General features: G+C 66.2%; 13 protein-coding genes. 9 read left to right on the top strand and 4 right to left on the bottom strand.

What is annotated here, in order from left to right; translation table 11 throughout:
- Nucleotides 1-60: 60 nt before the first annotated feature.
- From AB4Z16_RS23615 to AB4Z16_RS23585, 7 genes are all read left to right on the top strand, one after another.
- A complete protein-coding gene (locus AB4Z16_RS23615; RefSeq protein WP_441513767.1) occupies nucleotides 61-1,140 on the top strand; it encodes a sensor histidine kinase in 1,080 nt (359 codons plus the stop codon).
- Nucleotides 1,141-1,299: 159 nt separating this feature from the next.
- Complete coding sequence (locus AB4Z16_RS23610; RefSeq protein WP_441513766.1) at nucleotides 1,300-1,707, top strand: nuclear transport factor 2 family protein; 408 nt, start codon at nucleotides 1,300-1,302, stop codon at nucleotides 1,705-1,707.
- A 96-nt stretch (nucleotides 1,708-1,803) separates the two neighbouring features.
- A complete protein-coding gene (gene pdxY / locus AB4Z16_RS23605) occupies nucleotides 1,804-2,652 on the top strand; it encodes a pyridoxal kinase PdxY (RefSeq protein WP_441513765.1) in 849 nt (282 codons plus the stop codon).
- 10 nt (nucleotides 2,653-2,662) lie between these two features.
- A complete protein-coding gene (locus AB4Z16_RS23600) occupies nucleotides 2,663-3,778 on the top strand; it encodes an endonuclease/exonuclease/phosphatase family protein (protein ID WP_441513764.1) in 1,116 nt (371 codons plus the stop codon).
- 16 nt (nucleotides 3,779-3,794) lie between these two features.
- Nucleotides 3,795-4,688, top strand: a complete 894-nt coding sequence (locus tag AB4Z16_RS23595; RefSeq protein ID WP_441513763.1) for a PhzF family phenazine biosynthesis protein — start codon at nucleotides 3,795-3,797, stop codon at nucleotides 4,686-4,688.
- Nucleotides 4,685-5,407, top strand: coding sequence for an NUDIX hydrolase (locus AB4Z16_RS23590; RefSeq protein WP_441513762.1), 723 nt, complete (start codon nucleotides 4,685-4,687; stop codon nucleotides 5,405-5,407). Before AB4Z16_RS23595 ends, AB4Z16_RS23590 begins: the two co-directional genes overlap by 4 nt.
- A 27-nt stretch (nucleotides 5,408-5,434) precedes the next feature.
- Entirely contained in the window at nucleotides 5,435-7,522 is a 2,088-nt protein-coding gene (locus AB4Z16_RS23585; RefSeq protein WP_441513761.1) for a M3 family metallopeptidase, read from the top strand.
- Nucleotides 7,523-7,546: 24 nt separating this feature from the next.
- On the opposite strand, the gene AB4Z16_RS23580 is transcribed toward AB4Z16_RS23585, so the two are convergent.
- The 4 genes from AB4Z16_RS23580 to AB4Z16_RS23565 all read right to left on the bottom strand — a co-directional run bounded on the left by AB4Z16_RS23580 (nucleotide 7,547) and on the right by AB4Z16_RS23565 (nucleotide 9,677).
- Nucleotides 7,547-7,930, bottom strand: a complete 384-nt coding sequence (locus AB4Z16_RS23580) for a phospholipid-binding protein (RefSeq protein ID WP_441513760.1) — start codon at nucleotides 7,928-7,930, stop codon at nucleotides 7,547-7,549.
- A gap of 34 nt (nucleotides 7,931-7,964) precedes the next feature.
- Entirely contained in the window at nucleotides 7,965-8,303 is a 339-nt protein-coding gene (locus AB4Z16_RS23575) for a hypothetical protein (protein ID WP_441513759.1), read from the bottom strand.
- An 80-nt stretch (nucleotides 8,304-8,383) separates the two neighbouring features.
- A complete protein-coding gene (locus tag AB4Z16_RS23570) occupies nucleotides 8,384-8,890 on the bottom strand; it encodes a c-type cytochrome (RefSeq protein ID WP_441513758.1) in 507 nt (168 codons plus the stop codon).
- Between the two features lie 145 nt (nucleotides 8,891-9,035).
- A complete protein-coding gene (locus AB4Z16_RS23565) occupies nucleotides 9,036-9,677 on the bottom strand; it encodes a YoaK family protein (RefSeq protein WP_441513757.1) in 642 nt (213 codons plus the stop codon).
- Nucleotides 9,678-10,102: 425 nt separating this feature from the next.
- Here AB4Z16_RS23565 and AB4Z16_RS23560 point away from each other — a divergent pair, with 425 nt between their 5' ends.
- Complete coding sequence (locus tag AB4Z16_RS23560; RefSeq protein WP_441513756.1) at nucleotides 10,103-11,665, top strand: 2-isopropylmalate synthase; 1,563 nt, start codon at nucleotides 10,103-10,105, stop codon at nucleotides 11,663-11,665.
- A 225-nt stretch (nucleotides 11,666-11,890) separates the two neighbouring features.
- Nucleotides 11,891-13,168 carry a solute carrier family 23 protein gene (locus AB4Z16_RS23555; protein ID WP_441513755.1) on the top strand — a complete coding sequence of 426 codons (1,278 nt, stop codon included), beginning with the start codon at nucleotides 11,891-11,893 and terminating at the stop codon, nucleotides 13,166-13,168.
- Nucleotides 13,169-13,261: the final 93 nt, after the last annotated feature.

The raw sequence follows: 13,261 nt of genomic DNA, 5'->3' as shown, positions 1-13,261 counted from the left end.
CGACGTCGCTCGCGACCTCTATCCATTGTATGCTGTGGGAGTTCGCGCCTTGGGGGGCATATGAGCGGCGAGGCAGCATTTCTCGATGGCGGTGGCGACATGGCCGCCGCCATCCGCGCATATGACTGGGCGGCGAGCCCGCTCGGGCCGATCGGTTGCTGGCCTTCCGCCCTGAAGACCGCCGTCGCCATGATGGTCAACTCACGCTTCCCGAAATGCATCGCCTGCGGCGCGGATCTGATCACCATCCACAACGATGCGTTCGGTTTTATCCTTGGCAACAAGCCCCCGGCGCTCGGACGCTCCTTCCGCGATGTCTGGCTGGAAGTCTGGGACGAGATCAGCCCGATGGTCGCCAGGGCGTTCGCCGGCGAGGCGACCTTCGTCGAAGACTTCCCTCTGACGATCAACCGCTACGGCCATCCCGAGGAGGCCTGGTTCACGGCCTGTATCAGTCCGATCCGCGACGAGAACGGCCAAGTCCTCGGCATGATCGATACAGTCATGGAAACGACCGCCAAGGTGCAGGCCGAGCGCAATGGCCGGCTGCTCAATGCCGAGCTCGCCCACCGCATGAAGAACACGCTGGCGATGATCGCTGCAATCGCCAACCAGACCTTCCGCTCGGCGGAGACCCTCGAAGAGGCGCAGTCTGTCCTGAGCGAGCGTATCGCCACGCTCGGCGAGGCGCATTCCATTCTGACCCAATCGAGCTGGAGCAGTGCGCCGATCCGCGCGGTCGTCGAAGGGGCGCTGGCGCCGCATCGCCCCGGCCTTGGCACGATCCGCATCGAAGGACCGCTGCTGCGGTTGCCGGCCGATCAGGCGATGACCCTGGCTCTCGCCGTCAACGAACTCGCGACCAACGCGGTGAAATATGGCGCGCTCTCGGTGGAGGCAGGCGAGGTTGCGATCGGCTGGTCGACCGGCCGGCCGCAGAGCGAGGACGCGTTCCGCTTCGAATGGGTGGAGAAGTGCGGGCCGCCCGTCGTCAAGCCCAGACGTCAGGGGTTCGGCTCGCGGCTGGTCGAGCGCGTGATGGCTCAGAAATTCCACGGCGAGGTCGAGCTCGACTACCGGCAGGAGGGCCTCCGTTACGTGCTGGCCACGACGATGGTACACGTAGCGCCACATGAGTGATCGCCTCGGAGGGCGATGCTCCGCTCCGCGCCGTCGTGACGACATGTGCCCCGCGTTTGGCGGCGGGTGGTCCTCTTCCTGATGCAAGGCTCGCTACTGCACGTTGGACTTACGGCCAGCTCGGCGCGAAACTGGGGCGCTGACGTAAGGAGAGGCGACATGACAGAACGCGCCGCCGTCGAAGCCTTGATCCGCGATGCCTATGGTGCCCGCCATCGCGGCGATCTCGATGCCCTGATGGAATACCTGCACCCCGATTGTAGCTATCGGCTCGCCGGTGGACCGCAGGCGGCCGAGGTCTTTGCCGAGCCGGACGGGCATTCCGCCGTGCGCGACCAGATGGCGGGGCTGATCGCCACCTATGTCTTCAGCAATATCGAGGAGTTGTCGCTGACGGTCGATGGCGACAAGGCGACGTTCCACTGGCGCGCCGATGTCGAATGCAAGCCGACTGGCCGCACCGGCTCCTTCGAGATCATGGATGCCTTCACCATTGCCGACGGCAAGGTGAAGAGCGTGACGCAGTTCACCGACACGGCCGGTGTGGCGCGGCTGTCGATGCCCTAGCCTCCGCTGATCGGGGACATCACCGCTTTCGATTTGCGCCTCGCGCCGGAGCCGTTAGGTTCGCGTCCACACGCGAACGGGGTATCGCTTCGGACCATGAACATTCTCTCGATCCAGTCCCATGTCGCCTATGGCCATGTGGGCAACGCCTCCGCGACCTTTCCGATGCAGAGGCTCGGTGTCGATGTCTGGCCGATTCATACGGTGCAGTTCTCGAATCACACCGGCTACGGCAACTGGAAGGGTCGGGTCTTCGATGGCGGCATGATCGACGAGGTGATGGAAGGCATTGCCGAGCGCAATGTGCTCGCCAGCTGCGACGGCGTGATTTCCGGCTATATGGGCTCCGCCGATATCGGCCATGCGATCCTCTCCGCGGTCGAGAGGGTGCGGGCAGCCAATCCCAAGGCGCTCTATTGCTGTGACCCGGTGATCGGCGATGTCGGCCGCGGTGTCTTCGTGCGGCCCGGAATCCCTGAATTCATGCGCGAGCAGGCCGTTCCGGCCGCCGATATCGTGACGCCCAACCAGTTCGAGCTGGAGCTTCTGACCGATATCGAGATCAAGAGCATTGCCGATGCGCATCGCGCCGTGGAGGCGCTGCGCGATGCCGGGCCGAGGGTGGTGATGGTGACCTCGCTCGTCACCGAGGAGACACCGGCCGACTCGATCGACTTGATGGCGGCGGATGCGAAGGGCAGCTGGCGGGTGCGCACGCCGAAGCTCGATGTCAGCGTCAACGGCGCGGGCGATGCGATCGCGGCGCTGTTCTTCACCCATTACCTGCGCGAGGACTCGGCTGCTGCGGCATTGTCGAAGGCGTCGTCCTCGATCTACGGCCTGCTGAAGCGCACCAAGGAGGCGGGCTCACGCGAGATCCTGACCGTGGCGGCGCAGGATGAATTCGTGACGCCATCGCAGGTCTTCGAGCCGCAGGCGATCTGAGCGCGTCGCGATGAAGCTGCGTGTCGGGACTTTCAATGTCGAGAACCTGCTGACGCGCCACCGCTTCGAGCCGGGCGGGCGTACCGAAACCGCGGCGGCGATGTCGCTGTTTCACTTCCCGCGCTCCGACGAACGCGACGCGGTCGAGCGCTCTCTCGCGGTGGCGCTGGAGGACGACAAGCGCCAGATGACGGCGCTCGCCATCGCCGAGGCGCAGGCCGATCTCTGGATGCTGCAGGAGGTCGACTCGCTCGCGAGCCTGCAGGCCTTCTTCGCGAACTATGTCCATCGCATCGCCGACCACCGCTACGGCCATTTCACACTGATCGACGGCAATGACAGGCGAGGCATCGATATCGGCTTTGCGGCGCGGCGCGACCTGTTCGGGCCGGGGCAGGTCACGGTGCGCTCGCACAAGGACCTGACCTTCGCCGAGGCCGGCGTGCATGATCGCGAACTCGCCATGCTCGGCATCGGGCCACACGGGAAGGTCTTCGCGCGCGACTGCCTGGAGGTCGAACTGGCCGTCGACGGAAGGCGGCTCAGCCTGTTCGGTTGCCACTTCAAGTCGATGAACAATGGCCGCGAGGACGGGCGCGAGATGACGCTGCCGGTGCGCCGTGCCGAGGCGCGGGCGGTCCGATGGCTGATCCAGCAACGCTTCGGCGGCGGCTGGCGCGAGACGAACTGGATCGTGCTGGGCGATCTCAACGGCTACCGCTACGGCCTCGGGCCGCTGGCCGAGCGAGTCGATGAGGGCGCCAGCGGTATCGAGCCCTTGCTGGATGATTTTGCCGTCGATCCGATGGATGCGCTGCCGGCGCATGAGCGCTGGACGCATTTCCGGCGCTACTGGTCAGAGAGCGAGGAGAAGCTGGTCGATAGCCATATGCCGCTCGACCACATGCTGCTGTCCCCGGCTCTGGCGGCGGCCAATTCGACGCCCGCCATGCAGATGATCCGGCGCGGACTGCCGTACCGCGTGCCGCTCGACCCGCGCGAGCCGGACCGCTCGATGGCGCGGCTGGCGACCTGCGCCGATCGCTACCCGCGCGTTGGCTGGGACCGGCCCAAGGCGTCCGACCATTGTCCGCTCACCATCGACCTCGACATCCCGGCAGGGTGACCCCAAGGAGGCACAGATGAAACGCCGCTTCGTCACGCTCGACGTCTTCACCACACATCGCCATGCCGGCAATCCGCTGGCGGTGGTGCTTCAGTCCGAGGGATTGGATACGGAGGCGATGCAGGCCATCGCCAAGGAATTCAACCTGTCGGAGACGGTCTTCGTCTCGCCGCCCGAACGGCCGGGGCACCGTGCCTCGGTGCGCATTTTCACGCCAGGCTCGGAACTGCCCTTCGCCGGCCATCCGACGGTCGGCACCGCGGTCTGGCTTGCGCTCACCGACCATGCCGCGGGCGTGCCTGCCGATATGCTGGTACTGGAGGAAACGATCGGACCGGTTTCCTGCGCAGTCGAGGTCACCGGCAGCCATGCCGGCCATGCGATCTTCACCCTGCCGCGTCTGCCCGAGCAGGTGGGGGAGGCGGCGACTGCCGGCGCGATCGCGGCAGCGCTCGGGCTTCAGTCCAGCGATCTCGGCTTCGCAGCGTATCGGCCGGCGGTCTATTCCGCCGGCGTGCCCTTTCTCTGCGTGCCCGTCTCGACGCGGGAGGCCGTAGGCCGGGCTAGGCCGGAAGCCGCGCATTGGCAAGCGGCGGTCGGCACGGGCGGCGCCTTCCTCTACAGCGCCGAGACGGCCGAGGCCGGGAATGCCTTCCATGCCCGCATGTTCTGGCCGGGGACCGGGATCGGCGAGGACCCGGCGACGGGCGGCGCGGTCGCGGCGTTCGCTGGTGCCGTCATGGCCTATGGCAAGCCGGATGACGGCGACCATCGCTTCGTCGTCGAACAGGGCTACGAGATGGGCCGGCCCTCGCAGGTCGCGCTGGAACTGAGCGTCCGGAACGGCGTACTCGTCTCGGCGCGCATCGGCGGTTCGGCCATCGTGGTCAGCGAGGGCGTATTGCTGTGAACGACGGCGTCGAGAACGGCACGATCGTCCGGCTGTCGAGGGTCGATGCCAAGGTCGAGCCTTATGACTGGGGCTTTGCCCGCGAAAATGCCGGGAATATCGAGGCGCATTGGGCGAAGATAAGCGCCGGGAAGCCCGCGATGTTCAACGGCCGCATCATGCTTCAGCACCGCGCCGCGATCCGCGACGGCGTATTCGAGGCCGGTTATTTCGAGACCGACTATGCCGCCTTCATGACCTGGCGCGATGTCGGCCATCCCGGCCCTGTGATCCGCAACGGCTTTGCCATGGCGGCGCTTCGGGCCAACGATGGCGCCTTCCTCTGCGGGAAAATGGGCGAGCACACCGCCAATGCCGGCAAGGTCTATTTCGCCGCCGGCACGCCCGACCGCGAGGATGCACGCCCCGACGGCAGGCTCGACCTCGCCGGCAGCGTCACCCGCGAGCTCGCGGAGGAAACGGGCTTGAGCGTCGAGGAGCTCAGCGTGGGCGAGGGCTGGACGGCGCTGATCGAACAGGGGCGCATCGCCTTCATGCGCGAGGTCGGAATCGACCTGCCAGCGGATGAAGCGCGCGCGCTGATGCTGGGGCGGATGAAGCACCTCGAAGAGGAAGAGCTCTCCGACATCGTGATCGTGCGCGATCTCGCCGAGACTGAAAAGCACGACATGCCGCCCTTCATGCGCCGCTATCTCGCACATATCTTCGACGGCGACTGATCCTGCCCGCCCTGCGAAAGTAACCCGATGAGCTCTGCCGACACCGCCTATCCGGAATCCCTTCCACTGCCGGCGGAGAACCCCTTCGCCACGCGCTGGGAAACGCCGTTTCGGCTGCCGCCTTTCGCCGCGATCAAGCCGGAGCATATTCGCCCGGCTTTCGACGCGGCGCTCGACAAGCACAAGGCGGAGATCGCGGCGATCGTCGGAGACGAGGCTGCTCCCGACTTCGCCAACACCGTTGAAGCGCTGGAACGGGCAGGGCGTGCGCTCAGCCGCGTCGGCGGCGTGTTCTACAACCTGACCGGTGCCGACACGAACGAGGCGCTGCAGGCGATCGAGCGCGAGATGTCGCCGATCTCCTCGCGGCACTGGTCGGCGATCATGATGGATGAGGGGCTCTTCGCCCGCGTCGATGCCGTCAACGCCAAGCGCGATACGCTCGGCCTCGGCGCCGAGCAGGCGCGGCTCTTGGAACGGACCTATAAGGGCTTCATCCGCTCGGGTGCCAAGCTTGCGCCGGAGGACAAGAAGCGGCTCGCCGCCATCAACGAGCGGCTGGCGGCGCTCGGCACGCAGTTCAGCCAGAACGTGCTGAAGGACGAATCCTCCTATGCGCTGTTTATCGAGGACGAGGCCGGGCTCGCCGGCCTTCCGGAGTTCCTGAAGGTGGCCATGGCGCGCGCGGCGGCCGATCGCGGTAAGCCCGGCCAGCACGCGGTGACGCTGTCGCGTTCGATCATCGAGCCGTTCCTGACCTTCTCGACCCGCCGCGATCTGCGCGAGGAAGCCTTCATCGCCTGGAGCAAGCGCGGCGAGAATGGCGGCGAGAGCGACAACCGCGCCATTGTCTCCGAGATGGTGAAGCTCCGAGCCGAGAAGGCGAAGCTGCTGGGATATCCGACCTTCGCGCATTTCAAGCTCGACGACGCCATGGCGAAGACGCCTGAGCATGTCCGCGGCCTTCTGGAACTGGTCTGGAAGCCCGCCAAGGCGCGCGCCGCGCGCGAGGCGGCCGATCTCGCGGCTCTCGCCCAGGATGAAGGCGAGAACGGTCCGATCCGCCCCTGGGACTGGCGCCACTATGCCGAGAAGGTCAGGCAGAAGACCTATGCGCTCGATGAAACCGTGCTGAAGCCCTATCTACAGCTCGACCGCATCAGGCAGGCTGCCTTCGACGTTGCCGGCAAGCTCTTTGGGCTTTCCTTCGCCGAGCGGCCGGAACTCGCCGGCTATCACCCGGATGTCCGCATCTTCGAGGTGACGGAAGCCGCGACCGGGCGCCATATCGGCCTGTTCATCGGCGACTACTTCGCCCGCTCCTCGAAGCGCTCCGGCGCCTGGATGAGCGCCTTCCGCGGCCAGCGCAAGCTCGGTGGCGAGACCCGGCCGATTATCGTCAATGTCTGCAATTTCGCCAAGCCGGCCGAGGGCAAGCCCGCGTTGCTCTCACTCGACGATGCGCGCACGCTCTTCCACGAGTTCGGCCATGCGCTGCACGGGCTGCTCTCGGACGTGACCTATGGCTCGCTCGCCGGCACGGCGGTGGCGCGCGATTTCGTCGAGTTGCCGTCGCAGCTCTACGAGCACTGGTTCCTGGCGCGCGAGGTGATGCGGGACTATTGCCTGCATGCGGAGACCGGCGAGCCGATCCCGGAGGCTCTGATCGAGAAGATCGAGAAGGCGCAGACTTTCAATCAAGGGTTCTCCACCGTGGAGTACACCTCGTCGGCGCTGGTCGATCTCGCCTTCCATTCGCTGGAGGAGCCGGCGGAGGTCGATCCGCTCGCCTTCGAGGCGGCGGAGCTCGCGCGCATCGGCATGCCCAACGAGATCATCATGCGCCACCGCACGCCGCACTTCACCCATGTCTTCTCGGGCGATGGCTATTCCGCCGGCTATTACAGCTATCTCTGGTCGGAGGTGATGGACGCAGACGCCTTCAACGCCTTCACCGAGACGGGCGATGTGTTCTCGGCCCAGGTCGCCGAAAAGCTGAAGCGCTACATCTATTCGGCGGGCGATATGCGCGATGCGGCCGAGGCTTATACGCTCTTCCGCGGCCGGCTGCCGACCCCGGATGCGCTGCTGGAGAAGCGGGGGCTGGCGGCCTGAGCGGGAGTATCTCGAACCGCGCGCTCAGGGCGGAAACGAGCCCTGAGCCTCGGTCTGGACAAGGACGGCACCACTTTTGTCGAGCGCCTCGATCGTCCAGACGTAACGATGTTTCTGCCCCGTTGGAGGGCAGGGGCCGACATAGCGGACAGCCCCCTGCGCCACGCGCCCCTTGCCGTCATAGGCGACCGTCGAGCCGCCATGCCGGAAATTGGGCGCGTCGGTGTCGCGCATGGCAAAGCGCAGGCTCGTCGTGCCCTTCGGAGCGTTTCGGATCGCGAAGGCCGGCGAGATTCCGCCGCAGGCGCCTATTCCCTTCCAGGAAAATGAGGCGGAGAAGGCGAAGGCGGATGCCGGAACGCCGAGCATGGCTGCTGCGACGGCGGCAGTTGCTAGCAGGCGTTTCATGGCCGTGTCCCTTCAGTCAGGCCGAACTGCTGTCTCAGCCAGGATAGCCGAATCTCGCTTTCGTCGCATGGATCTGACTGATTGCGCCGGCGTCGTTGCCCGCCGCGCAGGTCGAGCGGGCGCGCGAAATCTCGCCGCTGACCCGGTCATGCACGCCCTTGGTCGTGTGCCCGGTGGCGAGATCGTTGTCCATCACCGCCTGGAAGCGCTCGACCTCGCCCGAACAGCCCGTGCCCGTCGGCATGCGGAAGCTGCTGGGCGTCACGCCCGGCGCAGCCTGTTCCGGCGGCGGGGCAGGGGGCGCGCTGACCGTCGAAGTCTGGCAGGCCGATAGCAGGACGGCGGAGAGTGCAAGGACGGGCAGATGACGCATCGGAAAGCTCCGCGGAAACAAGACCGCCCGACGATGTCTGATTCTCGGGATCGGTGAAATCGCGCCGTCCGGTCGGCCGCCTATTGCGGCATGTTGACGGTAAGATAGGGCGCGGTCGCCTTCTCGTTGGGGCCGACGATCGCCGGGACCTTATGGGAGACGGGCTTCAGACTCTTGAGATAGGCGGCCAAGGCTGAAGCATCCGCTTCGGTCAGCTTGGCGTAGCTCTGATAGGGCATGGCCGGCGCGAGGACGCGGCCGTCAGGCCGGGCTCCCTGACGGACAGCCTTGACGATGTCGGCCTCGGACCAGGAGCCCAACCCCGTTTCCTTGTCCGGCGTGAGATTGGGCGGAAAGAAGGTGCCGAGGCCCGGAATGTGAAAGCCTACCTCGGATCCCGCGAGCCGCCGTTGCATGTCGGGCTTTCCGAGGAAGATGCCCGGCGTATGGCAGCCGGCGCAGTCCATGATGCTCGCCAGGTATTCGCCGCGCCGCAGCTTCTCCTGCGACGGTGCCGTTTGCGCTGTGAGCGCTGTGGGCACCGAAAGACCGATGACGATGAGCACGCCGAAGATCGTCTGCTGCATGATTGCCTCCCTGACGTTTCGTGCGGCCGTTCCCGTTGCACCGATCTGTTCGAGCAGTCGGTCATCGTTGTCGTGCGTGACGTTAGGGAATGCTTAGCATTGCTCTCATGTCGGAGAAAGGACCAAAGACTCGGCGAAGCTGGGCCTATGCGCGCTCCGGCATGAAGAACGCCAGCACCGTGAATCCGGCAGCCGCTCCGGCCGCCAGCCAGATCGCGTCGAGGCCGATGCGGCTATGGGCGGCGGCTCCGACGACCGCGCCGCTGAGCAGGCCAAGCCAGAGCACGAGATGGCGCAGGAAAGCGAGCTTCGGCCCGCCGAGCAGGGCGCCGGCGAGGCGCTGCCCCATCTTCACCAGCGTGCCGGTCATGTAGGTCAGGCCGATCGTGACCTCGCCGTCGCGCTGGAAGACCGAGTTCTCCGCACCCATCGCCAAGGCGAGCATGCCGGCTGCGGCCGTGCTGAGTCCGATGGTGTCGAGGCTGGCTGCGAAGATCAGGACCGCGGTGACGAAGGCGAGCACCGCCGCCTTTCGCTGTTGCCTGCCGAAATGGCCGATGAGCGAGCCGCAGACCACGCCGAGGACGAAGAGGCCGAGGATCGTCGCGGCCAGAACGATGCCGCCAGCATGGCGCCCGGCCAGTTCGATGCCAAGGCGGGTGGTGTTGCCGGTCATGAAGGAGACGAAGAAGCCGCTGAGGCTGAGGAAGCCGAGCGCATCGACGAAACCGGCGAGGCCGGTGAGGCCGAAGGCGAGCCCGATGGCGGGGCGGTCATAGCGCATCATCGGCGCGGGTCTCCGGCAGCAAGAGGCCGGATTCCAGCATGGCGCGACCGCCGGCCGAATCGCGCCGCGCCAGCATAATCCACAGATCGCCTCTGTCATTTGACGCGCGTGCATAAGACACATGCTTGCGCTCGACACCTGCTTTCGGTTACATCCTGTCCCGTCGATTTGAGGAACGCCCGTGGTTTCGACCGCCCGCCATGACCTGACGAAGGACTGCGCCGCTGCGCAGGCCGTCAGCATGTGCGCTCGCGCTCCCCTCGCACGCGCTTCGTTCTCGCTTCCTGGCCTCCTTCTCCTTAGCCGCCCCTGAGGGCCGGCCGGGCATGCTGCCTGGGCGCTCAGGGGAGTGACGAGAAACGCCGACAGCAAACCCAGCGCCCGCCTTTTCCGATCTCGCGGCGCACCGAAACCGGAAGCAGACCATGACCAATCCGACCCAGAACAGCTCCTCCAAAGAGCGCGTGCTGATTTTCGACACCACCTTGCGCGACGGCGAACAGTGCCCCGGCGCCACCATGACCTTCGAGGAGAAGCTGGAGATCGCCGAGGCGCTCGACGTGATGGGCGTCGACATCATCGAGGCCGGCTTCCCGATCGCCTCGGACGGTGATTTCGAGGCCGTCTCGGAGATCGCGCGCCGGTTGAAGCGCGCCACGGTCGCCGGCCTCGCCCGCGCCATCAGCGCCGACATCGCCCGCGCCGGCGAGGCGGTGCGCCATGCGGTGAAGCCGCGCATCCACACCTTCGTCTCGACTTCGCCGATCCATCTGGAGCACCAGATGCGCAAGAGCCAGGAGCAGGTGCTGGAGATCATCACCGCGACCGTGACGCAGGCGCGCAATCTGGTCGACGATATCGAGTGGTCGGCGATGGACGCCACCCGCACACCGATCGATTACCTCTGCCGCACGGTCGAGGCTGCGATCCGGGCCGGTGCGACCACGATCAATCTGCCCGACACGGTCGGCTATGCGACGCCGGACGAGTATCGCGCCATGTTCAAGGCGGTGCGCGAGCGCGTGCCGAACGCGGACAAGGCGATCTTCTCGGCGCATTGCCACAATGACTTGGGCCTGGCCGTCGCCAATTCGCTGGCGGCGATCGAGGGCGGCGTCCGGCAGGTCGAGTGCACGGTCAACGGCATCGGCGAGCGCGCCGGCAATGCCGCGCTGGAGGAGGTCGTGATGGCGCTGCGCGTACGAGGCGACGTGCTGCCCTACGACACCGGCATCGACGCGACGCAGTTGATGCGCGTCTCGAAGGCGGTATCGAGCGCCTGCTCCTTCCCGGTGCAGTACAACAAGGCGATCGTCGGCCGGAACGCCTTCGCCCATGAGAGCGGCATCCACCAGGACGGCATGCTGAAGAACAACACCACCTACGAGATCATGACGCCGGCCTCGGTCGGCGTGACCAAGACCTCGCTGGTGATGGGCAAGCATTCCGGCCGCGCCGCCTTCCGTTCCAAGCTGAAGGAGATGGGCTACGATCTCGGCGACAATCAGCTGGAAGACGCCTTCACCCGCTTCAAGGCCTTGGCCGACCGCAAGAAGCACGTCTATGACGAGGATATCGAGGCGCTGGTCGACGAGAACATCGCAACCGCCCATGACCGCATCAAGCTGGAATCGCTCACGGTGATCGCGGGCACGCGCGGCCCGCAGCGTGCGACCATGAAGCTCGATGTCGAAGGCCGGCATGTTACCGAGGAGGTTGAGGGCAACGGCCCGATCGACGCCATCTTCAACGCGATCAAGGCGATCGTGCCGCATGAGGCCGGGCTGGAACTCTACGACGTCCACGCGGTGACCGAGGGCACGGACGCCCAGGCCGAGGTGACGGTGCGCCTCTCGCGCGACGGCTCTTCCGTCAGCGGGCGCGGCGCTGATCCCGATACCCTGGTGGCTTCGGCCAAGGCCTATCTGGCGGCGCTCAACAAGCTGATCGCCCGCGGCGGGCGCCTGCACGCGCAGGCGGCGGAGTAAGTTCAAGAGCGTCGTTCTCGGGCGGCACGAAGTGCCGGCCCGAGAATCTCCGGAGGCGAAGAATCCTGGAGCCTCGCTCCGCAGGGGATGCCCGGGTCAGGCCCGGGCATGACGTCTGCCGCCTCCGGATTCCGGTGGATGACGCCCGCGCGATCTGGCGCTGGCCTGCCTCTTGCCCTCATCTGCTCTTCCGGTGCGGTCGCCCCCCGGCGACCCTGGGGAGCGATGCCGATGGGCTATTTTCCGAACTGGACCCTGAAGACTTCCGGCGCAGTGATGCCGGACGAGCGGCTGCCGACAGGGCAGACGATCATCGCCGGCTTGCAGCATGTTGTCGCCATGTTCGGCTCGACGGTGCTGGCGCCGGTGCTGATGGGCTTCGACCCGAATGTCGCGATCTTCTTCTCGGGCATCGCGACGCTGCTGTTCTTCGTCATCACGCGCGGGCAGCTGCCGAGCTATCTCGGCTCCTCCTTCGCCTTCATCGGCGTCGTCATCGCGGCGACGGGCTATGCCGGCTCCGGTCCCAATCCGAACATCGGCGTCGCGCTCGGCGGCATCATCGCCTGCGGCGCGGTCTATGCGCTGATCGGCCTGATCGTGCAGGGCGTCGGAACGAACTGGATCGAGAAGCTGCTGCCGCCGGTGGTGACCGGTGCGGTCGTGGCGGCGATCGGCCTCAACCTGACCTCGGTCGCGATCAATATGATCTCGGCGAGCCCCTACACCAAATGGCTCGCGCTGTTCACGGTGGTCGCGGTGGCGCTGGTCGCGGTCTACGGCCGGGGATTGCCGCAGCGCCTGCCCATCCTCATCGGCGGGCTCGCTGCCTATATCCTCTATGCGCTGACGGCGCCGAGCTTCGGCGCACCGCCGATCGACTTCGGCAAGATCGGCGCGGCCGCCTGGTTCGGCCTGCCGCATTTCGTGGCGCCGGTCTTCGACATGAAGGCGATGACGCTGATCGTGCCGGTCGCGATCATCCTGGTCGCGGAGAATCTCGGCCACATCAAGGGCATCTCGGTGATGACCGGGCGCAATTTCGACCACCTGATTGGCCGTGGCTTCTTCGCCGACGGGCTGGGCACGATGATCGCCGGCTCGGGCGGCGGCACGGGCGTGACCACCTATGCCGAGAACATGGGCGTGATGGCGGTGACGCGAGTCTATTCGACGCTGGTCTTCGTCGCGGCCGGCATCATTGCGCTGGCTCTCGGTTTCTCGCCGAAGTTCGGCGCGGTGATCGGCACGATTCCCGTCGCGGTTCTCGGCGGCCTCGCGGTCGTGGTCTTCGGCCTCATCGCCGCCACCGCCGGCCGCATCTGGGTGGAGAACAAGGTCGACTTCTCCGAGCCGAAGAATCTGATCACCGTCGCGACCGCGCTGATTCTCGGAGCCGGCGATCTGACGCTGCCGATCTTCGGCTACGAGCTCGGCGGAATCGGCACCGCGACCTTCGGCGCGATCGTGCTCTACCACCTGCTGAACCGCCGCGCGGCGTGATAATCCACAGCTCGGTGGGACCTTTCTCGCCGAGTTTGAAAAATCTGTCACAGACGGGTGGACAGGGGGCGGGGCCTTTGCTACACGCCCCCT

The sequence above is a fragment of the Allobosea sp. TAF32 genome (assembly GCF_052113585.1).
Lineage (GTDB): Bacteria > Pseudomonadota > Alphaproteobacteria > Rhizobiales > Beijerinckiaceae > Allobosea.
This window is presented reverse-complemented; position numbering and strand designations above follow the sequence as displayed.